Below are 21,580 nucleotides of genomic sequence, written 5' to 3'. Positions count from 1 at the left end.
GCGGTGCTGAGGTTCACTACGCGACACGCACCGTGCGCTGCCTCGGCTTGATCGCGGTGGCGAGCAGCAGGCCGGCGATGATGAGGGCGGCGCCGGCGAGATCGTAGTCGTGCAAGCTTTCGCCGAGGAACAGATAAGCGAGAACGGCGACGAAGGCGGTCTGCAGATAGAGCAGCATGCTGGCGCGCCCGGCGCCAAGCGTCTCGACGCTACGGTTGTAGAGATAGTACATCAGGGCGCCGCCCGGGCCAGCAACATAGGCGAGGGCCAGCAGGCCGTTCGCATGCAGCGCCGAACGATCCCCGGAAAACAGTTCCCAGAGATAAAGGGGCAGTGCGGCCAGCGCGCCGGCTCCCAGCAGCAGGACCACCATCGGCAGAAGCTCGATAGCGAATTTGGCGCGACGCAGCAGCACGGTGTAAAGGCCCCAGCAAAAGGCGCTGCCGACGATCCACAACTCGCCGGGATTGAATTGCAGCTGCATCAGCGCGGCAAGGTCGCCGCGCGCCACGATCACCACCATCCCGGCCAGAGCGACCAGCGCTCCAAGCGCTTTCCAGACACCGAGGGGCTCGCCGAGCACGAAGCGGGCAAGCACCATCGTCATGATCGGCGACAGCGCCATGATGATGCCGGCGGTTGTCGCGTTGGTGTAGTTGAGGCCCGTGTAGATCATGCCCTGACACAAGGTCAGCCCGATGGCGCCGATGACCAGCACCTCGATCACCCGGGAATGGATCAGCACGAGCATCGCCCCGTGATGACGATGGACGATAGGCAGCAGGATCGCGCAGGCAAGCGTCAGCCGCCAGAAGCAGAGCGCCCAGGGCGGCATCTCGGGGGCAACCCACTTGGCGGCGATATAGACGCCGGCCGACAGGAGCCAGCAGAGCGTCGCGAGGGAATAGGCGAGCGGAAGTGATGCGCCGGGTGTCGCCTTCGCTACACTTGGATGTGCTATCGGCAGCGATTGGATATCCGTCTCCTCCCATCGCAGACTTTAGCAGATTTGCAGCGCCTTGCTAAGCAGCGACAACAGCTGTTTCACCAGCCAGTGCAATCGGTGGGTCATTGTGGGTCCCGCCGTTCACGGTCTCGTTCCATTCCAACGCATGTTGGCCCATGAGCAACTCGATACCGAAAAGCGCAAGCCGTATCGATTTCGCGCGATACGAATGTGAGATTCATATCGCGCGACAGATATTCGGGCGGTTGCCACAATCTCCTCGCGCCATATTTCTACCGAGAGCAGATCTGTCGCGAATTCCTGGCCCTCGGATCACGCGCCGCTGTTTCGAAGCAATTGGAAGAATAAGCCACTGACTTCCGTTTGCACAAAGAGCGCGACACAGATCCATGCGGAGGACGTCCGATGCATGCCGGCTTCCGAGGAAGCGTACTCGTGGCGGTATTGGGAGCCGTCATGGCGAGCTGCGTCGGTATTCCGGCGCAAAAAACCGGGCCGGCGCAAAAAACCGGGGCAATAACCGGCTATGGCCCCAACCCCACCTTACCGAAACCAAGACCGACGCTGATCCCGACTGTTAACATCGCCGAGGCGAAAGGCTGGCAGAAAGAAGGTATGCCGACCCCGGCGAAGGGGCTGACAGTGAACGCCTTCGCCACCGGCCTCGACCATCCGCGCTGGCTGCATGTGCTTCCGAACGGCGACGTGCTGGTTGCTGAGACCAATGCCCCTGCCAAGCATGACGAAGGCTTTAGTCTCAGAAAGGTCTTCATGGACCTGGCTATGAAGCGGGCCGGCGCCGCGACCAAAAGTGCTAACCGCATCACGCTCCTGCGCGACACAGATGGCGATGGCATTGCGGATGTGCGCACGACGTTCGCGGGAGGCCTCAATTCGCCCTTCGGCATGACGCTGTCCAAAGGCAAGCTCTTTGTCGCGAATACCGACGCGCTCGTCGCTTTCCCCTACTCCAACGGCCAGACCCGAGCCGGCACGTCGCCGGAAAAGATCATCGACTTGCCGGCCGGGGACCTCAACCATCATTGGACCAAGGACGTGATCGCAAGTCCCGATGGACGCAAGCTCTATGTCACCGTTGGTTCCAACAGCAACGTTGGAGAAAACGGCATAGCCGCGGAGAAGAACCGCGCGGCTGTCCTTGAAGTGGATCGGTCGAGCCGTCGTACTCGGGTCTTCGCCTCGGGCCTGCGCAACCCGAACGGGCTCTCCTGGAATCCTGAAACTGGCGAGCTTTGGGTCGCCGTGAACGAGCGTGACGAGATCGGCGACGACCTCGTGCCGGATTACATGACCTCGGTTCGTGACGGCGCCTTCTATGGCTGGCCCTACAGCTACTACGGACAGAACGTCGACGAACGCGCCAAGCCGCAGCGCCCCGATCTCGTGGCGACGGCGGTCAAGCCCGACTACGCACTGGGCTCTCATACCGCCTCGCTGGGACTGACCTTCTCCAAAGGCGCCCGGCTCGGTCCGGCCTACGGCAACGGCGCCTTCGTCGGCCAGCACGGCTCTTGGAACAGAAGCGTGCATAGCGGCTATGAGGTGATCTTCGTGCCGTTCCGTGGTGGCAAACCGAGCGGTCCTCCGACAGATGTGCTCACTGGCTTCATCGGGCGTAATGGCGAGGCGATGGGCCGTCCGGTCGGCGTAGCTATCGATCAGACTGGCGCACTGCTCGTCGCCGATGACGTCGGTAATGTCATCTGGCGGGTCCGCCGGGCGAATGGCCGTTGAGCGCAGGTGCCTTTCTGAGTCCAACCTCAGCCTTCGGCTACAGCGCCACGCCCGATATGACTTTCAGTCGGCTGCGACTCGATGCAAATGCCAGGTGACGACACCGCGTCTGCCGCATGTCGGTCGCTACGGCGAGGTCTATTTTGCGCATGGCTATTCGGGCAAGGGGTGATCCTGTCGACGCTGCCGTTCCCTGGCGGCACGGCGCTGAGCGGCCCGCTCCACGTGCTCGGCATGCTTTGGTACGCACTGCGCGACCGCATCAAACATTGAGCGCAGGCAGTGGCAACTTCTGTCCCGCAGGATCAAGCCTGCGTAGCCTGCACGTCGATAGACTTGCCTGCTTTTCCGCAGCTAATAGATCGATATGATTGCAGGATTAACCATTTCATAGCCCAGGCGCGGCTCCGATTTGCCTTTCGAAATCCCGCTGGAGACAGTTCCGGTTGAACTGCGATCCAGCTTTGTTTCCCTGGTTTTCTTGATCGTGCTGCGCGACAGGTCGGCGCAGGCCGACGCTGTGTTGACCACCCTCTTTTTCTCGTGCGCAACGGCGACGGTGGATACGGCAATCACCATTGCCGCACAAATAATCGCCAATCTCATTGATTTCTCCCTTAGAGCACCGCAAACGTGTGGTCGACTGCCTTGAAACGCAGGCGAAGACGATACTCGCGCCTGGCCGATCCATACGGCTTCCGACTGCCCAAGAATGTGACTACATTAGCTGTAGCGCAAGTAACCATTTCGGACTAGGCAACGGGTTCACCCTTCGACGGAAAGCGGCTGAGCTGCCGACGAAAAGCAGGCGTTTTAGCCGTTTCCGCCGCCGAGCGCCTTCTGAGAGCGATGCAGTCGATCGCGATGGAATGCGGCTATGCAGGAGGCTGGCAGAATAGAGCGACCGCTCTGCTTCGAGCGCAACGCTCGCCGGCCAGAGGCTCGGAATCACCAAAGTCGACGACGGGATTTGGCTCGTCTCCGTCATGCACATTCGTGCTCAACGCTAACTGGGCGCAGCTTCGTTGCGGCACCGGCGGGCGCGTACAGCGGAGTGCTGGAATGGCAGCTATTCACCTCCCGCCAGTCCGCTTCCGGCGGACTGCAGCAACGCGGCATTTTCCACTTTGAGGCGAAGTAATTCTCAACTATGGTTGAGCTAGGCTTTTGGCATGGGGGATATTGCCGATGGTTTTGTCACGCAGGGGTGTCGTGCTCGGCGGCCTGGCGCTGGTCGCGGTGGGTGCAACCAGCAATATTGCTCAAGCCGCGGCGGCAAAATCCTTTTTCGCGGGTACCGCCAGCGACAACAATTTTGTCTATCGCAAGACCAACTTCGCCAAGATCGACAAGAGATGGCATCGCCAGATCGTCAAGTATTTCAGCAGCGAGCCGGTCGGCACCGTCGTGGTCGATACCCGCCACCATTTCCTCTACGTCATCATGGAAAACAAGACCGCCATCCGCTACGGCGTCGGCGTCGGTAAGGACGGCTTCAAATGGTACGGCCGCGCGACGATCGACCGCCGCGCGCTGTGGCCGGATTGGGTCCCGCCCCCCGAAATGCGTAAGCGCAGGCCGGAACTACCGCCCATGATCGCAGGCGGCGCGTCCAACAATCCGCTCGGGCCGCGCGCGCTCTATCTGCACCGCGACGGCGCTGACACCGGCTACCGCCTGCATGGCACGCTTGAGCCATGGAGCATCGGCACCGACGCTTCCAGCGGCTGCATCCGCATGTTCCCGGAAGACATCATCGACCTCTACCAGCGCTGCCCGATCGGCACCGCGGTGCAGGTCCTGCCGCACATCGCCGACCAGGCGCCCGCTTCCACCACTGTCGAATGATTGGCGCCTCATGAACCGTATGATTGAAAACACGCGCCGGCTGCTCGCTGCCGGCCTGCTGATGCTGGTCGCATCCTGCTCGACCAGCAACACGCTCGCCCCTTCCACGCCTGACATTACCAACACCGAGGTTGCCGGCTTCCAGAACGTGCAGCCGGGTAGCGAGGAGGATTTTATCCTCAATGTCGGCCGCCGCACCTATTTCACGCAAGGTTCGGCCGCGCTCGATTCTGTCGCCAAGGCCACCCTCGACACCCAGATCGCCTGGTTAACAAAGCATCCGCGCTGGCTGCTCAAGCTGCAGGGTTTCGCCGACGATCCCGGCGCAAGTGAAATGGCGCTGTCGCAGCAGCGCGCCGATGCGGTGATGGACTACCTCGCCGCCGGCGGCATAGACCGCAACCGCATGTGGGCCAAGGGCTACGGCAAGGACAGGCTCGTCCGCGACTGCCCGGACACCGCCTGCAGGTCGCAGAACCGCCGCGTTGTGTCTAATTTGCGCGATGAGAGGGACGAGTCGTAGAGGCTGTCCATGCGGGTTCGGAAGACGAGATCGTGCGCGGTGGCGAGCGCATGCTCGCGCAGATCCTCCACGTTTGCCAGTTCGTCACCTTCGTGATCGGGTATCAGCCGACCGCGGTAACGAATGTTCATGAAGTAACGCAAGTCCGCCACTCATCTCTCTCTCGCTTGATCGGGAACTGGAATACGTTGGAGTATTCCCTCTCGGCGAGCCGTAGGACTGGCCGGCGATCTGTTCCAGCTTCGCTCGATCCCTCATCCCGACGCGACCACGCGTGGCCCTGATCGCACCGGCGCCCTCCAGCATCTGCACTGCAAGGTCACGCCCGGACGACGCGCGCCCAGCATAATGCTCATGAATTCGTGGGTGATGGGCATGTCGTCCTGCTCTAGCCGGTCGTGCGTCATGAGAAGCCAGCGCGCGAGCCGCTCCTCGACGGAGTAGCCGGCGTTGGCATAGGCCGTCTGACTGACCTGCACGATGAAGGTATGCACGAAACGCAGAAGGAGCGCGCGCAGCGCGGGGCTATGGTCCATAGCGGCCTGTAGCTCGCCCGCCCCAATGCGGAATGCTTCGCCTGCGACCTGGACCAGGCAGGTGTGCGGCGAACGGTCCACGCCGAGCACGATGGGGGCACCCACCAGGCCCTCCGATCCCACCATGCCGACCTCGAACCGTCCTTCCCCGGTGTCGGCGACGATTGAGGCAACCCCATATTCGGGGAAGGTGACATGGGTGATCCTTTGATCGGCTCTGAACAGATGTTCGCGCAGTCCAAACGACACCGCCTCCAGGTGCGGCTGCACCAGGACAAAGTCGTCAGGCGACAACGAAGCCAGCAGACGGTTGCGAAGGATCGATTGCTGAAGCTGAGCCATGCTCACAGCCTCCGTTTTGGAGCAAGAGCACGAGCACACCTCAGCCATTTCTCAGCCGCTTGCGCCCTAACGATCAGCAAGCGATCGTATCCTCCTCAGATCCTAGCGAAGCAATGGTGAACGCATTTTTCAGCGTCAGATCGGAGCTTAGATACAGATTCGTACCGACATGTCTAAATGCAGACTTGCTTTCCACGGTTCTGGTCTAGAAATGCGTACCAAATCGCTCCTGGTAGTGGTCTTTCCCCAAGACTGATTTCGGCAGTTTGGGCGCCAGTAGCCACGTGTCAGCAAGTTCGCTCGCGCGGCCTCTGTGGCAAGCATAACGAAAGGAACCAAGCTGCCAGGGCCAGGTTCGAAGCCGGTTCCTGAAGAGGTCAATCCATGTCGCGCGCGTGTCGCGTGGATTTGCCGAGTGTCGCAGGAAATCCTTGCAAATCACCGGTAGCTGCTTGCAACATGGCGCGAAACACAATCGGCCAGCTTTAAGGGCTAGCCGATTGTCAAGTTTACTTGAGAAATTCTTGGTAGTGGGAGACCGCTACATCGCGACACCCACTATTGAGGGGGCGCTTTTTTGCTATCGTTGGCAAGCGGCCTGACAGCAAATCGAGATCGAGCAACCACGAACTCGACGATGATGGATGGGACGAACTGCGCCGAAAAAGCTGACAAATTCGGATACTTAACGTAAAGCCTTGGGTCATGCGGTACCGAATGCAGTACCGTTCGGGCGATCAACCAACGATTGGCGAAATTTTGAACGGGCTACCATTACCGATGGCCTAAACACCATCTTCGTCCTTCGTTGCCGCAAGAAAGGTTCCCCAACCGCCGGATCAATCCGATCAGCCTGTGCCAACGCGCAACGGCTCCAATACTCAAACGTTTCGGGCGGGACTGAAGAGGTTGATGACTGCCGCACCCGGAGCAGTTCGACGTATTTCCTTATTTCGCTTGGCCTGCTGAAATGCAGCCGCGTTTTTAGAAGGAACGACCGTCTGGCAGGACGACGCAAGCACTTGATGGCAAGGCCGTCGAGCGGATGGAGAAAGTCAGCGACGAACAATACCGCCGCTGAACCTTACCGGGCCGCAGCGTCTCGCACTTGGCGAAGTCTTGCGCTGCCGAGTCCTGCAATAGTGACAGGCACGCTGCCAACTCACCCCAGCCAATACCTCGGCCCCGGCCCCTTGCGTCCTGCCATATCGGCAGGGTTCGCAAGGCTACACCGGTCCATCGACAGACAGCCGCAACCGATGCACTCGGTAAGCCCGGACCTCAGGCGCTGCAACTCCGCGATGCGCTGGTCGATGCGCTTAGTCCACTGGCCCGACAACCGCGACCAATCCCGACGCGACGGCACGCGATCGGCTGGCAACTTGGCGAGCTCGGCGCCGATCTCCTCCAGCGTCAGCCCAATTCGCTGCGCGAAGACGATGAAGGCGATCCGGCGCAGCACGGATCGCGGATAGCGTCTGTGTCCCGAGCCGGCCCGCTCGGACGCGATCAGCCCGCGCTCCTCGTAGAAGCGCAGGGCCGATGAGGCGACGCCGCTGCGCCGCGACACGTCGGTGATGGTCAGCATGGAATCCATGCATGAACGAAAGCACGATTCCCGCTTGACTTCAAGTTAACTTGAACTTGTAGCAAGGGCCATAAAGCTTGAAGGAGCACCGGCAATGCAGTCGAATATTGATCTTCAAGGACTTCGCGTGGCGGTCACGGGCGGCACCTCCGGGCTCGGAATGGCGCTTGTGCGGCAGCTGACCGCGCAGGGTGCGTGCGTGGCCTTCGTCGCTCGCACCGCCGCGAATGTCGAACGCATCGCTGACGAGACGGGCGCGCACGGCATTGTCGGCGACGTCGGCAAGAAGGAGGACACCTACTCGATCGCACTACAGGTCACTGCCAGCCTCGGCGGGCTCGACGTCCTGATCAACAATGCCTCGAGCCTCGGCCCTGTCCCTCTGGCGCTCCTCGCCGATACTGAGTGCGAGGAGCTGGAAGTGGCGCTCGCGGTCAACCTGGTCGGCGCGTTCCGGCTGACGAAGGCCCTGTTCGGTGCGCTTGCCGCGTCCGCACGCGAGGGCCGTGGCGCGATGGTGATCAACATCTCCAGCGACGCGGCGGTGAACGCCTATCCCGGCTGGGGCGCGTATGGGGCGAGCAAGGCCGCTCTTGCCCATCTGACGGCGATTTGGGAGGAGGAGGCGAAAGCCGACGGCATACGGCTCCTCGCACCCGACCCTGGCGACATGGACACCCCGCTGCACGCGCTAGCGCTTCCTGACGCCGATCCGTCTACATTGAAACGCCCCGAACTGGCTGCTGCCGAGATCATCGAAAAGATGATCGACGCGTTACAGGTCCGCGCTACGCTTCACGCCGGGGCATGCGCATGATTGCCGCCGATCGTTCCGATCGGCGCGCAGCCAGGCTGTTGGTCGTCGAGGCGGACGGCACGATGCGCGACCTGCCGCGCGCTGGAATCGCGACGCTATTCGGTCCCGGCGATCAGGTCGTCGCCAATGACGCCGCGACCTTGCCTGCCAGCTTGCACGGCACGCATGTCCCAAGCGGTGAGGCGATCGAGATCCGCCTGGCGGGCTGGCTGTCACTTCCCGATCCAACCCGTTTCGTGGCGATTGCCTTCGGCTCGGGCGATCACCGCACGCGCACGGAAGACCGGCTGCCTCCACCTCCGCTGTCACCAGGCGATCGCCTCCGGCTCGGCTCGCTTGACGCCGTCGTCGAGCGCCTTCTCGACCATCCACGCCTTCTCGAGTTGCACTTCCCAGGCAACCGCGCAGCGGTGCTTGCAGGACTGGCGCAGCACGGCCGGCCGATCCAATACGCGCATGTTCCCCAGCCGTTGGCACTGTGGGATGTTTGGACGAAGATTGCCGCCGGGCCGGTCGCGTTCGAGGCGCCGTCGGCAGGCTTCGCGCTCGACTGGCGCACGCTCCAAGCCTGGCGTCGGCACGACGTTGGCTTTGCAACACTCACGCATGCTGCGGGCGTGTCTTCCACCGGCGATCCCGCGCTCGACTCGCGCCTTCCCTTCGACGAGCCATACCGCATCCCTGGGCGCACCGCGGCGCAGGTCGCGCGGGCGAAGCTGCGCGGCAGCCGCATCATTGCGATCGGCACAAGCGTAGTGCGCGCACTTGAAGCAGCCGCCAATCCCGGCGGCAATGTGCGTGCCGGAAATGGCATTGCGACAGGGCGCATCGCGCGGGGCACGTGGCTTCGCGTGGTCGATGCGATTCTCACAGGCGTCCACCAGCCCGGCGAAAGCCATTTCGAGCTCCTGCGCGCCTTTGCCGATGATGCTCTGCTCGCTAAGGCCTCCGCAGCCTTCACCGCGTATCGATACCGCGCGCATGAATTCGGCGATTCCATGCTGCTCAATCGCCAACCGCTGCTTCTATCGCGCGAACGGAACCGTGCCGAGGTGCTCGAGACGAAGCCTCTACTCGAGGCGTGGCTATGATGTCGGCAGGTTCGGTGGCATTCCGGGCCGCACCGCGAACGTCAGCTTCGGAGAAGTGGAACAGACCCAAGGTTGATTGACGATTCTCCCCAGGTCCACCCGGTTCCGAACCGGCACAACGCGCCAATTGCCGACCTTTCCGGCGAGTGTACCACTACCCACTGCCGCCCCGAGCATCCCCGACACCGAGCCGTCGGCATGACGTCGACCGATCGCTCCGCCGCGGCCTGGATCGACCAATCGCTGGCCCACGTCGCTGAAGCCATCGGCCGCATGGACGACGATCGGTTCCTGGCCGAGCACCAGTCCGCCCACGATGAACCGCGCTCGCCGTCTGTGGACATGGTTGCCGCGGTGCTTGAGTGGTGGCGCCGGTGGCCGGTGGGGCGCGACGAATGAAGCGCCGGCCCAGTTCAACCTGGGCGACGCCGTTCAAAGCTGGGGGGATCGATCTTCACCAAGCGGTCTGCGGCCTCGACCGCAGCTCGTATCCTGCTGCGCAGCGCGAGATTCTTGGCCAGCATTTCTTCAGTGCGTTGAAGCGCGAGCTCGGTCCGATGGATGCGCTGCCCGGCAATGGCAACTTCCGATGTCAAAATATCGGCCGCTATCCCGTGGCCGTGGGGTTCCATAGTGTCCATCAGTTTCTAATACATGGGGGGCGATATCGTTCCCTGATATCGGGCGAGCGGGGTGCCGCCGTTCCTCTATCAGTGATGAGCGCTGCCAATATGGTCCGGCCGTCTTTGCAGCCGCGACAGGCGCGATGGGCCGAATGACCAACGCGCTCCCTGTCAAAACAGCGCCAGAAACAAGGCGCCCCCCTCGATCCATCCTGATGCGGCCCGATGAAGTGCGGGATATCAAATCAGCCGCCGACTATGCTGGCCGCGATGACAGGACCATTCGTCGTTGGGCAACGCGATATGGGATCGGGCGCCAGAGTGGACGAGGTGCGCCCCATCGAAATTAGCCTGCCAGCCTTGGAAATGGTTGCACGGCAAATTGGAGGCGCTGGAGACGCTGCGCGCCGGCGACAGATCAAATCGATGCTGCGGCCGCGCTCGAGTTTCAAACGGGCAACCGGCGTTGGAGACGGTCGCCCGGCCGCTTCACGTAACGGCGCGGCGGGCGAACGCCGCCGCGTCAACCCAGGGGTAGCACATCGCCGTTCCGATCAAGTTCCTCCGCGACGACACGTCGGCCCGGTTCCTCGACAACCGCATATCCTCGTCGGGCGCCTCCATAGATTCGTTGAACCAACGACTGGAAAGGATCGGTGTTTCGCGTTCCGTTAGAGTCGCAAGAGCGTGGGGTGAGCGGTACTACATCCACCCGGCCAGACGCCATTCCAACCGCTGATCCGTCTCGACGCTTTCGGCCGCCTCGGCCGTCTCGCTAGGTCGCTTCGCCCGGCTTATGGAAGTTCGATCTCGCCGTCCACCACGTGGTTAAGGCCGGTGCCTTCCGCCGTCAGCGTCATGCGGACCTTCAGCTTCTTGCCGCCGATTTGCCCTTCGCGCACCGTCTCCTCGATCTTGCGCTGAGAGGTGACGCCGACTTCCTTCAGGAACTTGCGGATCGACATGTTGACGGCGTCTTCGCTCATGGCGGAACTCCTCTGTATCCGGAAGGGATTGTAAGGGAAGGCAAGGGATCAAGGAAGCAGGACGGTGACGCACGGTTTTATAGAAATAGACCTGGAGCCGGGTGGAGACGTCGGGTCCTTAAACTTGATCGGCCCCTGGCAGGAGGAGTGGAACCGATCGACGTCTTGCGCAGAAGGAGCACTATGACGGCTATCTCGGCCTTGCTCTGACCGATCAGGAAAAGAGTGATCTGATCGAGTACCTCAATCGATCTGATCAGCACTCGGCGCTTCTTTGGGTTCGATTGGGAGGAAAGATCATTAAAGAAGATCGTGGTGAGGTAATTGCGGGTCGGCACAACAGGCCAAGCGCTGTCTCGCCGGAAACTTCTTAAGGTGTCGATGACCGGCGCGGGCGATTGCAGGTGCAGGTGGGCTTGCTTCCTGCATGACAGGTCAGCCTGCGGCGCGGCGCCGAAACAACCCCAAAGCCTGTGGCGCTTTATTAGGATGTTCCAAACAAACGTCGCCGCTGGGCCGGGTGCTCCCATTTCCTGAAGCCGAATGCATCCGAGATTGTCGCGGGTGAAATCAGCCCCGATGGTTGGTGCCGCTTTTACAAAGCACGGCCGGCCTGATCGGTCGAACCCAGCGGAGACTTTCGTTGTCTGCTGCGCTGGCGGGTGATGGTCTGCAGGCCTCGCGTCGAGGATGTCGGGTCACATTAGGCATTCGACAAGTCCGGAGTCAGAGCCGAAGTGATCGATCACCTTTCCAACATTTGCCTTCCCGATTGATCCCTCCCGGTGGGTCAAGCAACCCAAATATCAGCGTTCCTCTGGCGGCTTGACGTTCTGGAACTGCATCAGCAGCAGCAGATCATAAATGATTTTGAGTGTGCCGCAGATCAGGAGGGGCCATGCCCGGAACGAGGCAGCGAACAGAGCGCCCGCCAGGGCGGGACTGGCTGCGGCAGCCAAACTGCGAGGTACCGATGTGAAGCTCGCGGCTGCTGCCCGCTCCGCCTCCGTGACGACCGCCATGACGTAAGATGAGCGCGTCGGGACGTCCATCTGCGAAAGCGCGGCACGGATCAGCAGCAGGGCGAGCGCCAGAGGGAGCGTCGGCGCAAGCGCCGCCAGCATCAGGGCGATGCTGGACGGAATGTGTGTGAACACCATCGTGTTGATGAGTCCGATGTGCCGCGACAGCCAGGCGGCAACGGGGAATGAGAACGCCGAAAGGACGCCGGACCAGAAGAAGAAAAAGCCCGCTTCCGAAAGCGACAGGTCGAATTTTTCGAAAAGCCACAGGGCAAGCAACGACTGGACGAGGAAGCCGCCTGCAAAGGCATCAAGGCTAAAAAGGGCCGCAAGCCTGAAAACGATATTCCGCGAGGGGCCAAGCGCGGACGTGCTGCCGGAGTCCGACGTTGGACGGCGCTGCGGGATCTGCGCGTAAAGGAGACCGCCGAGCAGGCCCAGCAACGCATAGAGCACGAACATCGCCTTGATGCCGGTGAGTTGATCGAGGCCGGCTGGAGCCAGAAGATCAGGTGTCGCCGAAGCGAGCGCGCCAACCGCGGCTGCGAGCGCACCCACAAGGCTGTAGCGCGCGAACATCTTGGTCCGCGCGGCGTCGGTGACTTCGCGTGTGAGCACGGCATGCTCTAAGGGCACGAATACGCTGACGCTGCCGGCCGACGGGTTGATGGTGCCTGCGAAGGCGATCACCAAAAGCAGCGCGTAGTCGTGGACCACAGCAAAGGCCACACCCGTGGCGACCATCAGACTGGCGGCGGCAAGCAGGAGTTGGCGGTGATCGTGTCGGGCACCAAGGAGTCCGACGGCGATGGTCAAGAGCGCTGAACCAAGCAGCGATGCGGTTGCAATGATGCCGACCTGCAGAGGCGCGAAGCCTAATGCGAGGAGATATACCGGCAACAGAACGGCCACGAAGCCGTCGCCCATGTCCCGCAGGGCTCGGGCCGCAAAAAGAAAAGTCGCCGGGCGGATCTGCTGCACTGATCTAGCCTGACCTCATCACCTGCATTGGCGTCACCGGCTTTGGCAGCGTCGCTCGACGGGGCCGGAAGGATCATGACGGAGTCGCATTAGACATTCCAGCGAGGCGAATATCGGATTCAATCCTCGGGCTACCGCCCAACAATGCTGAATCATATCGTGTCAACGGCTTGCAACGACCGAAGACGCAACTGGCGCATATTGCACTTGGCTGTCAAGGTCGGGAAGAAGGGTCGGATCGCGAAGTTCCCCGCCGCATTGAACGTCCCAAGATGGCGCATAGTGCCGTTTCGGAACCGGGTGGACCGGGGGCAGGATCGCCAATCAACCTGGGATCATGTTGCAACCAAGTTCGAATGTCGCGTTGCTGGCAAGTAGAAATGTCGCATTGGGACGTTTCAGGGGTAGGCGCCAAGTCAGGATTGCGGGGTGACGTGCATCCTGGCTTCGCCGTGAGCGCCCGATCGGGGGCGATCAAGTATGGCACTTCGGCTTTACTAGCTTTGAGAGCGGCCACTTACGCGCGAGCTTCGTTGGCCGGTGTCGGTTGCGGGTGATCCGATATTCGTCCAGCATCGCGACGACATCTGCAATGCGAAGCTTGGCGAAGAGTTTGACAGCGCAGATCAGCGCAAGATGTCCGACAGGCTCTCGGGCTTCTTCTCGCCAAGCGATAGATCAAGGCCGGACAGAAGTTCGACGAGATGGCTTCGCATCAGGTCGGACGCGTTTTGTGCGTCGTGCTTTTCGATGGCATCGACGAGGGCGTGATGGGCGTGGCTTTCGCAGGTGGTGTCGCGGCGGCGCCAGTAGAGCGCGATGATCAGCGACGACCGCGACAGCAGGTCTTTGACGAAACCGGTCAGGATAGAATGGCCGGCGATTTCGGCTATGCCGACATGGAATTTTGCCGACAGCATGATGGCGTCGCTGTCGCGGCCGGCATGCAGGGCCTCGTGCTCTTTTTCGAGATGAAGCCGCAGTTGCGCGATCTCGGCCGGCTTTGCCACTTCGGCGGCAAGCGCCGCGACCTTGGGCTCGATCAGCGCCCGCGCCTCGAAGACCTCGCGCGCTTCCTGCTTGGTCGGCTGGGCGACGAACGCGCCGCGGTTCGGCTCGAGCCGAGCCAAGCGGTCATGCGACAGCGCCTGCAGCGCCGCGCGTATCACCGCGCGGCTCACCGAATAGATCGAGGCGAGTTCGTCCTCGGGTAGTTTTGTGCCCGGTGCGAGGCGGTGGCTGACGATGGCGTCGCGCAGGCCGGCATAGACCGGAAACCAGCGCATCGTCGGCTTGTCGCCATCCCGTGGCTTTGGCCCAAGCAGGTCCATCGTCTCATTGTCCCGGCGGCCGGATCGCATAGCGGCACGAACACCGCGTTTCCGGCCGCACATCGAACATCCTGTGTGGGAATGTCAACAATTTTGCACGCATCAGGATACACGGCCGGAGGGCGAAAAGGGCGCAAAGATTCCGGCGAAGGATTTTTCGAGTGGAACCTGGTAGCCGCCGCGCTTTGAGGTCGACAGGCCAAGGCCGACGAGGCTCTCGCAGAGTTTTACTGCGCAGGCGACGCCGTCGAGCACGGGAAGGCTATGTTCGCGGCTGAGCGCGGCGGCGAGGTCGGCCATGCCGGCGCATCCCAGCACAATCGCTTCGGCCCGGTCGTCGCGGATGGCGCGCTCGATCTCCTCCGAAATTCGATGGCGGGCGTTGGAGCCGGGCACTTCGAGCTCCAGAACGGGAACGTCGCTTGCCCGCACCCTGGCGCAGCGGCTGGCGAGGCCGTAGCGCACCAGATTGTGCTCGATCGCCGGCACCGAACGCGACAGCGTCGTCACCACGCTGAACTTGCCGGCAATCAGGCTCGCCATGTGAAACGCCGCTTCGCCGATGCCGACCACCGGCATCTCGCCGACGCAGCGTACTGCGTCGAGGCCGGTGTCGTCGAAGCAGGCGATGACGCAGGCGCTCGCCGCCGGATGTCTCAGGATCTCGCCGATCATTCCCGGGATGGCGAAGACCTCGTCGAAATAGCCTTCGACGCTCGGCGGCCCGTCCTTCGGATTGACGGCGATGATCCTGGTGGCGGCCGAAGCCGCAAGGCGCGCCGCCTCGCCGATCTTTTCGGTCATGGACGCAGTGGTGTTGGGATTGACGACGAGTACGTCCATTTGCGCTTTCATATTTCGCCGCCGAGATAGAGTTTCTTGACCCGGTCGTCGCCAAGCAGCTCAGCCGAATGTCCGGCCAGCGCGATCTTTCCGGTCGTCAGTGCGTAGGCGCGCTGCGAGATGCGCAGCGCCATGCGCGAATTCTGCTCGACCAAGAGAACACTGACCTTTTCGTCGCGATTGATCGCCACGATGGAGCGGGCGATGTCCTGAACGAGCTTCGGCGCGACGCCGAGCGAGGGTTCATCGAGCAGCAGAAGCTTCGGTTTGGCCATCAGCGCCCGCCCGATCACCAGCATCTGCTGTTCGCCGCCGCTCATCGTACCCGCCGTCTGGGAATAGCGTTCCTTCAGGCGCGGGAAGCGCCCGAGCACCATGTCCAGCGTCCTTGCGATTTCGGCCTTGTCGATGCGGGTGAAGGCGCCCATCATCAGATTGTCGCGCACCGTCATGTAGGAAAAGACGCGCCGACCCTCCGGCACCATGGCGATGCCCATCCTGACCAGCTCGTCAGGGCGCGTTCCGTCGATGCGGTGGCCCTGGAAATGAATCTCGCCGCTGCGGACCTTCTTCAGGCCGGTGATGGCGCGCAGGATCGAAGATTTGCCCGCGCCGTTCGCGCCGATTAGCGCGACGGTCTCGCCCTCGTTGACGTTGAGCGACACACCCTTCAGTGCATAGACATGGTCGTAGTAGAGTTCGACGTCGGAGACTTTCAGCAGTTCGCTCATGGCTAAAATCCGATCGTCTCATCTTCGGCGCCGAGGTAGGCCTCGATGACCTTTTCGTTCTCCTGGATTTCCTTCGGCGTTCCCTCGGCGATTTTCACACCGAAGTTCAGGACGACGATTCGGTCGGAAATGTTCATGACGGCGGGCATATCGTGCTCGACCAGCAGGACAGTCACGCCGCGCTTCCGCACGCCGCGCACCATCTCCACCGCGCGCACGGTTTCGTCATGGTTCATGCCAGCGAAGGGCTCGTCGAGCAGAAGGACGGTCGGGTTCGTGGCGAGCCCGATGGCAATCCCGAGCGCGCGCAGATGGCCGTGCGGCAGCGTGCTGGCGATCTCATGCCGTTGCGCGCCGAGACCGAGGAAGTCGATGATCTCGTCGGCCGAGCGGCCGAATTCATCTTCGTCGCGCCGTGCGGTATTCGTGCCGAGATAGAAGCCGGCAAGGCTGGCATTGGAACGCAGGTGATGCGCGATTATGACATTGTCGCGCACCGTCATGCCCTTGAAGATCGTCGTCTCCTGGAACGTGCGCACGACGCCCTTCCGGGCGACGATATGCGGCGCCAGGCCTGAAATCCGCTCTCCCCGGAACAGCACTTCGCCCGAGGTCGGATTGAGAAAAGAGGAAATCAGCTTGAACAGCGTCGATTTGCCGGCGCCGTTGGGGCCGATGACGGAAAGGATCTCGCGTTCGCGGACCGCGAAGGAAACATTGTTGACCGCGACCAGCCCGCCGAAGCGTTTGGTCACTGCCTTGATCTGGAGAAGGTCAGTCATGGTCCTAGCCCTGCTTCTTGCCGAACAGCCGGAGGCTGAGCAGGCCGTTGGGAAGGAACAGCATCAGCGCGATCAGCACCGACGAGAAGATCAGCAACTGGAACTCGCCGGTCTCGAACAGGAAATCCCAGCCGAAATAGAGCACGAAGGTGCCGATCATCGGCCCGAAGACGTAGCCGAGCCCGCCGAGGAAGCAGTTCAGCATGAAGTTCACCGAGTCGGTGACGGTGAAGCTGGACGGATAGATCGACTGAGAGATGGCGACGAACATCGCGCCGCCGAGACCGCCGAGGAACGAGGAGATGGCGTAGGCGATGACGCGCAGATAGGCGATATTGACGCCGATCGAGGAGGCCAGTTCCTCGTTCTGCTGCAACGACTGGCAGAGTTTGCCGATGCGCGAATGGACTAGGCGGTAGAGCGCTGCAAAGCACAGCACCATCAGCACAACCGACACCAGATAGAAGGCGGGACGCGGATTGGCGAGCGTCGCGAAATCCGGAAGGATGGTCAGCCCGAATATCGAGATGCCGCCGGGGAGCGGAATGCTGACCATGCCCTTGGCTCCGTTGGTGATCGGCAGTGCCAGTGCGAGCAGCCGCGCCACTTCGGTCAAAACCAGCGTGACCATGGCGAAATAGACGCCGCGAAGCCTGAGGATGGGCAGCCCGATCAGCACGCTTGCAGCGGCGCAGAATAGCCCAGCCAGCGGCAGTGTCAGCCAGAACGACACACCATACTGGACGACAAGGATGGCCGAAACATAGCCGCCCATAAGCGCGAAGGCACCCTGGCCGATATTGATGCGGCCGATGTAGAAAGTCACCCACACCCCGGCGCTGGCGATGCTGAGCAGCGCGACCGAAGTCAGCGTGTAGTAGAGGTCGAGCCGACCCGTCGCCTCGATCAGCCAGGGCACGCCGATGAGTACGACCAGCAGGAAGACAGCGACGCCGAGGATGTTGCGTGTACGCTTCATGTCGATCACCCCCACGGCTTGCCCATGAGCCCGTTCGGGCGGATGCTCAGGAACACCATCAGCGCGGCGAAGATGACGAGATAAGTGACGTCGCCATATTGGCGTAGCACCGTCAGGCCGACCGATTCCATCATGCCGAGGATGAAGCCGCCGGCGATCGCTCCGCTGACCACGCCGGCGCCGCCGATCATCACCATCAAGAACGCCTTGATCGAGATCGGCCCGCCGATGCCCGAATTGACGCCGGTGATGGCGACCAGCAGCCCGCCGACTATGCCGGCAAGCATCGCGCCGAGCGCAAAGCCGATCATCGAATAGCGGTCGACCTCGACGCCCATAAGCTGTGCCGCGACCCGGTCCTGCGCCAGCGCCCGCATGGCGCGTCCCGGCTTGCTGTACTGCATGAAAAGCACGAAGGAGGCGATGAACAGTATGGCGAGTGCGCCGACCAGCAGCCGGTCGTAAGGCATTATGAGGCTGTCGGAGACGAAGACGCCGTTGACGATCTTCGGCACGCCGCGCTGCTTTTCGCCGAACAGGAGGAGGATCACGGCGTCGAGGAAGAATGCGACCGCCGCCGCGAGAAGCATCGTACTTTCCTCCCGCACGCTTCGCCTAATCACCGTTCTGAAAAGGAATTTCTCGACCAGCGCTCCAATGACCAGCAGCGTGATCCCGGACGCGACGAGCGCGACGACGAAAGGCATGCCGAGCTGGCCATAGACGGTGTAGGTGATGAAGCCACCGAGAACGTACATCTGCCCATGGGCAAAGTTTAGCACGTTCATCAGAGCGAAGATCAGGGTCAGACCGAGCGCGATCAAGGCGTATTGCGCACCAAGATAAAGCCCGTTGGCGATGACTTGTTCCATCAGGATGGTTCCCGGCCATTCAGAGGCTCAAGGCGAATGCACGAGCCTCTGCGGCAATCCGCTTCAGTGCAATTGCGTCAATCGACTTGAGCGACGAAGAGCGTCTCGAACTTGCCGTCGCGGTATTCCGTGACCACCATCGGGACCGAAAGCTGGCGCTTCTGGCCAAACGACGTCATTCCGACATAGGTCAGCTTGGCATCGCCCTTCAGATAGGGATTGGGCGCCGAGAAAGTGTCGATCGTCTTCTTGAACTCCTCGACATTGTCGATCGCGGCCGGATTCGCCTTCAGCGTCTCGATGATGTATTCGAGCGCGTAGACCTTGGTGTTGGACTCGTCATTGTATTCGCCGAACATTTTCGTATAGCGGTCGACGAACTCCTTCATCATGTCGGACGCGATTTCGGGCGTCGATGCGCCGCCGACTGAGATGAAGCCGTTGGCCAACTCGCCCGCGCCCTCTTCCAGCACCTTGGCATCCTGCGCCGTTTCGGTGGAGATCAGACCTTCGTAGCCGAGCTCGCGCGCGGCGCGGATCAGCAGCGGAGCATTGCCGGGCGCGACACCCGAAAGCACCAGCAGGTCCGGTTTTTGCAAAACGATCGGCGTCAGTACCGGCGTGAAGTCGCGGGTATCGTTTTGGTAGACGTCCGTGGCAGCCACAACCTCAAGCCCGAGCGCCTTTGCCGCGGCAACACCGCCATCTCGCTGGCTCAGCGGATCGGATTCGTTGGCGGCGACAAAGGCAACTTTTTTCACGCCCCTGTTTTCCATGAGATATTTGTAGATCGCCGGAGCTGACTGGTAGTTGGCGATCATGCCGAGCACGGCGTTGGACGCCGGCGGGGTGTAGAGTTCCTTCGGGAATGCGTAGGGAAAATAGATGATGCCCTTGGATTCAGCCACAGGACGCACCGCCGCCGCGCCGTCGTCGACATTCGGACCGACGACATAGTGGATGCCCTCCTGGGCCATCTTCTCCATGCCGGCGATCGCCCGCTTCGGGTCCTTCTGATCGTCAAAGGTGACGATTTTGATGTCATAGGTCTCGTCACCAATCTTCACACCTCCGGTTTCGTTGATCCAGGCGGCGCGCGTCTGCATCGAGCGGACGTTGGATGTGCCCCACGCAGCGGCCGCGCCACTCGTCACGCCGACAAAGCCGATCTTGAGTTCCTTGTTGGCGGCTTGCACTGTGATTGTGCCGCCGGCCATGATTGCCAGCGCAGAGACGGCGCCGAGTGCGGCGAATGTGATTATTGAACGTCTGTTGATCATTGTTCTTTCCCCTTTGGAGGCCGCGCATTGTTGCGACAGAACTCGACCGATACGCGGACTTTTGTGAGTCAAGGCTCAAATCAATTATCTGTCAACAAAACTTTTACAGATTGTTGACAATCTTATGCGGTCGTAGATGAAGGTCGTAGGACCGAAACGGCTTCGTGTCGGCGAGGGTGCGGCATCCACAAAATAGGATTATATTCCGCCGTCAAGGCACATAGACTTCGTCCCGCCCTCAGCGCATGCTCGTATCGGGGAGCTGAAGGGCAACATGGACGCGATCAACGCACACCGACGAAAGGGCGGCTGTGTTGCCGGCACATTGTAAGCCGTTCCAACGTTAAAATTGTCGGCTTGATTCCCGCCCCTCGCGACTGCGGGGTGGTCGTTTAGTCGATTGACTCGCGTAATGCACCGGCAGTTAATCTCCCCGCCAGGGCAAAAAGAGGGGCTATGAAACTGGGAGCAAACGATGACTGTCCAAAAAGAAGACTATCGAACCAACAGAGCCGACTACGCCACAGCTGCGATGCATAGCCGAGCGACCGCTGAGGGCGATCGTGACGATTTGGTGGCGAGGAAAAAGTCCCTGTGGGTAACAGATCGGCGATCTGCAAAATTGGCTGCAAACCCGTCAGAAAGCTCGCCAGAACCCAAGGCAAAAGCGCGCGGTAAGTGAATCGTGCCAGCCACTTTCTTACCGCCGCGTACTTCGTTCGCATGGTTCAAGTACATTAGATTTGTCTAATGTACTAACCAGTCAGTCGAGCATTCCCGAACGCTCGCTGGTCAGGCCAAGCGGCCCCCTAACCCAAGCTGCTGGGCCGCCCCCTAAGGAAGTGCGTGTATCCCTGAGGCGGTCGTCGGTGACCCGCCTCCGTACCGCGGCCGGGATCGCAACCACGTCATCGACCCAACGCCCCGCATCGGTACCGCTCAAACGAATGGCAATTTTCTGTCCAGATGCGTTTAGTATCCATTCTCGGGAGACCCACGCGTGGTCGCGTGGGAGACAAGTGACTCCCCTTTAAAGGCATCGAGATGCTACGAGCGCTGAAAAGTCAGTTCCTTAGACCTAAAGATCGGGCGATTTGCCAGCGGGTTGTCGACCAGATAACCGCCGACGCTAAATGGTACAGCACTTCGATAGACGGTCAGATTCTGGTCTCGACCACGCTGAATCTCTTTCAATCAGGGGTCGTAAACGAAACGAATTTGCTGGCACATGTTCGCGCGCGGCGCCACGACTTCACTAAACTGACAGCCTAGCTCCACCCGGGCGGAAACAGCGCGCTAAGCTGACGATGAGCTGGTCTACCTTATAGTCACTGCGGCCCCGGCCTTCGGACTGTCAGTCGCGTTCGACCTCCACGAATAGTCCTCCCGGCAGCCCATTGGTTCGGCCTCAGGTGTACGTCGGGACGACCGATCCGGGGTTGTGGGACCAAAGGCGGATCGAGGCGCGCTCTATAGGGTCGAGAGGGCAGGGGGGCCTCGCGCGAGCCAGTAATCCGATCCCCTGCTGAGAAATTTCTACCAAACATTCCGCCCATCATTCAAAGGAACAAATCCGCTCGCGGTGCAGTTCGGTCCTTTTAAGCATGCAGGCCCGAACATGGCTGAAATCGATAAAGCCAAACAGAAGGTTATTGCCGAAGTTGTGCGGCGGTGGATCACTTC

Annotated in this window: 21 protein-coding genes and 2 pseudogenes; 7 read left to right on the top strand and 16 right to left on the bottom strand. The window is 61.3% G+C overall.

What is annotated here, in order from left to right:
- Positions 1-16: 16 nt before the first annotated feature.
- Positions 17-976, bottom strand: a complete 960-nt coding sequence (locus NKH83_RS02760) for a DMT family transporter (RefSeq protein WP_352478438.1) — start codon at positions 974-976, stop codon at positions 17-19.
- 396 nt (positions 977-1,372) lie between these two features.
- Here NKH83_RS02760 and NKH83_RS02755 point away from each other — a divergent pair, with 396 nt between their 5' ends.
- Both NKH83_RS02755 and NKH83_RS02750 read left to right on the top strand, forming a co-directional pair.
- Positions 1,373-2,722 carry a PQQ-dependent sugar dehydrogenase gene (locus tag NKH83_RS02755; RefSeq protein WP_352802004.1) on the top strand — a complete coding sequence of 450 codons (1,350 nt, stop codon included), beginning with the start codon at positions 1,373-1,375 and terminating at the stop codon, positions 2,720-2,722.
- 94 nt (positions 2,723-2,816) lie between these two features.
- A pseudogene (locus NKH83_RS02750) lies at positions 2,817-2,995 on the top strand (FAD-dependent oxidoreductase); the annotation flags it as partial.
- Between the two features lie 81 nt (positions 2,996-3,076).
- Here the strand turns inward: NKH83_RS02750 and NKH83_RS02745 are convergent.
- Entirely contained in the window at positions 3,077-3,328 is a 252-nt protein-coding gene (locus NKH83_RS02745; RefSeq protein ID WP_352478384.1) for a hypothetical protein, read from the bottom strand.
- A 582-nt stretch (positions 3,329-3,910) separates the two neighbouring features.
- Here NKH83_RS02745 and NKH83_RS02740 point away from each other — a divergent pair.
- Complete coding sequence (locus tag NKH83_RS02740) at positions 3,911-4,570, top strand: L,D-transpeptidase (RefSeq protein WP_254817044.1); 660 nt, start codon at positions 3,911-3,913, stop codon at positions 4,568-4,570.
- A 10-nt stretch (positions 4,571-4,580) separates the two neighbouring features.
- A complete protein-coding gene (locus tag NKH83_RS02735) occupies positions 4,581-5,093 on the top strand; it encodes an OmpA family protein (RefSeq protein ID WP_352478386.1) in 513 nt (170 codons plus the stop codon).
- Here the strand turns inward: NKH83_RS02735 and NKH83_RS31585 are convergent.
- From NKH83_RS31585 to soxR, 3 genes are all read right to left on the bottom strand, one after another.
- On the bottom strand, positions 4,991-5,224 hold the full coding sequence (locus tag NKH83_RS31585) for a DUF6894 family protein (RefSeq protein ID WP_502894195.1): 234 nt from the start codon (positions 5,222-5,224) through the stop codon (positions 4,991-4,993). The genes NKH83_RS02735 and NKH83_RS31585 overlap by 103 nt on opposite strands.
- A 123-nt stretch (positions 5,225-5,347) precedes the next feature.
- On the bottom strand, positions 5,348-5,971 hold the full coding sequence (locus NKH83_RS02730) for a Crp/Fnr family transcriptional regulator (protein WP_352478388.1): 624 nt from the start codon (positions 5,969-5,971) through the stop codon (positions 5,348-5,350).
- 1,162 nt (positions 5,972-7,133) lie between these two features.
- On the bottom strand, positions 7,134-7,559 hold the full coding sequence (gene soxR / locus NKH83_RS02725) for a redox-sensitive transcriptional activator SoxR (protein ID WP_502895522.1): 426 nt from the start codon (positions 7,557-7,559) through the stop codon (positions 7,134-7,136).
- 94 nt (positions 7,560-7,653) lie between these two features.
- On the opposite strand from soxR, the gene NKH83_RS02720 reads away from it, so the two are divergent.
- The 3 genes from NKH83_RS02720 (at position 7,654) to NKH83_RS02710 (ending at position 9,866) form a co-directional block, all read left to right on the top strand.
- A complete protein-coding gene (locus NKH83_RS02720; RefSeq protein ID WP_352478390.1) occupies positions 7,654-8,376 on the top strand; it encodes an SDR family NAD(P)-dependent oxidoreductase in 723 nt (240 codons plus the stop codon).
- Entirely contained in the window at positions 8,367-9,467 is a 1,101-nt protein-coding gene (locus tag NKH83_RS02715; protein WP_352802001.1) for an S-adenosylmethionine:tRNA ribosyltransferase-isomerase, read from the top strand. Before NKH83_RS02720 ends, NKH83_RS02715 begins: the two co-directional genes overlap by 10 nt.
- A 198-nt stretch (positions 9,468-9,665) precedes the next feature.
- Positions 9,666-9,866 (top strand): hypothetical protein, encoded by a 201-nt coding sequence (locus tag NKH83_RS02710; RefSeq protein WP_352478394.1) that lies wholly within the window; start codon positions 9,666-9,668, stop codon positions 9,864-9,866.
- 14 nt (positions 9,867-9,880) lie between these two features.
- Here NKH83_RS02710 and NKH83_RS02705 read toward each other — a convergent pair whose 3' ends face one another.
- From NKH83_RS02705 to NKH83_RS02655, 11 genes and pseudogenes are all read right to left on the bottom strand, one after another.
- Positions 9,881-10,108, bottom strand: coding sequence for a hypothetical protein (locus NKH83_RS02705; RefSeq protein ID WP_352801999.1), 228 nt, complete (start codon positions 10,106-10,108; stop codon positions 9,881-9,883).
- Positions 10,109-10,585: 477 nt separating this feature from the next.
- A pseudogene (locus NKH83_RS02700) lies at positions 10,586-10,706 on the bottom strand (AAA family ATPase); the annotation flags it as partial.
- A 178-nt stretch (positions 10,707-10,884) separates the two neighbouring features.
- Positions 10,885-11,076 carry a DUF6494 family protein gene (locus NKH83_RS02695; protein ID WP_023679340.1) on the bottom strand — a complete coding sequence of 64 codons (192 nt, stop codon included), beginning with the start codon at positions 11,074-11,076 and terminating at the stop codon, positions 10,885-10,887.
- Between the two features lie 806 nt (positions 11,077-11,882).
- Complete coding sequence (locus NKH83_RS02690; protein ID WP_352478440.1) at positions 11,883-13,025, bottom strand: MFS transporter; 1,143 nt, start codon at positions 13,023-13,025, stop codon at positions 11,883-11,885.
- A 680-nt stretch (positions 13,026-13,705) separates the two neighbouring features.
- On the bottom strand, positions 13,706-14,410 hold the full coding sequence (locus NKH83_RS02685; protein WP_352478397.1) for a GntR family transcriptional regulator: 705 nt from the start codon (positions 14,408-14,410) through the stop codon (positions 13,706-13,708).
- A 102-nt stretch (positions 14,411-14,512) separates the two neighbouring features.
- Positions 14,513-15,253, bottom strand: a complete 741-nt coding sequence (locus NKH83_RS02680) for an aspartate/glutamate racemase family protein (RefSeq protein WP_352478399.1) — start codon at positions 15,251-15,253, stop codon at positions 14,513-14,515.
- Between the two features lie 8 nt (positions 15,254-15,261).
- Positions 15,262-15,984: an ABC transporter ATP-binding protein gene (locus NKH83_RS02675; RefSeq protein WP_352478401.1), complete on the bottom strand. Its 723-nt coding sequence runs from the start codon at positions 15,982-15,984 to the stop codon at positions 15,262-15,264.
- Positions 15,985-15,986: 2 nt separating this feature from the next.
- Positions 15,987-16,766, bottom strand: coding sequence for an ABC transporter ATP-binding protein (locus NKH83_RS02670; protein ID WP_352478402.1), 780 nt, complete (start codon positions 16,764-16,766; stop codon positions 15,987-15,989).
- Between the two features lie 4 nt (positions 16,767-16,770).
- A complete protein-coding gene (locus NKH83_RS02665) occupies positions 16,771-17,745 on the bottom strand; it encodes a branched-chain amino acid ABC transporter permease (protein WP_352478404.1) in 975 nt (324 codons plus the stop codon).
- A 5-nt stretch (positions 17,746-17,750) separates the two neighbouring features.
- Complete coding sequence (locus NKH83_RS02660; RefSeq protein WP_352478406.1) at positions 17,751-18,617, bottom strand: branched-chain amino acid ABC transporter permease; 867 nt, start codon at positions 18,615-18,617, stop codon at positions 17,751-17,753.
- A gap of 77 nt (positions 18,618-18,694) precedes the next feature.
- The gene (locus tag NKH83_RS02655) at positions 18,695-19,897 is read right to left on the bottom strand and encodes an ABC transporter substrate-binding protein (protein ID WP_352478408.1); all 1,203 of its coding nucleotides are present in this window, start codon (positions 19,895-19,897) and stop codon (positions 18,695-18,697) included.
- Positions 19,898-21,580 lie beyond the last annotated feature (1,683 nt).

The organism is Mesorhizobium sp. M0909, from assembly GCF_040319515.1.
Lineage (GTDB): Bacteria > Pseudomonadota > Alphaproteobacteria > Rhizobiales > Rhizobiaceae > Mesorhizobium.
The sequence above is the reverse complement of the archived record's forward strand: the minus strand, read 5'-3'. Positions and strand labels throughout refer to the sequence as shown.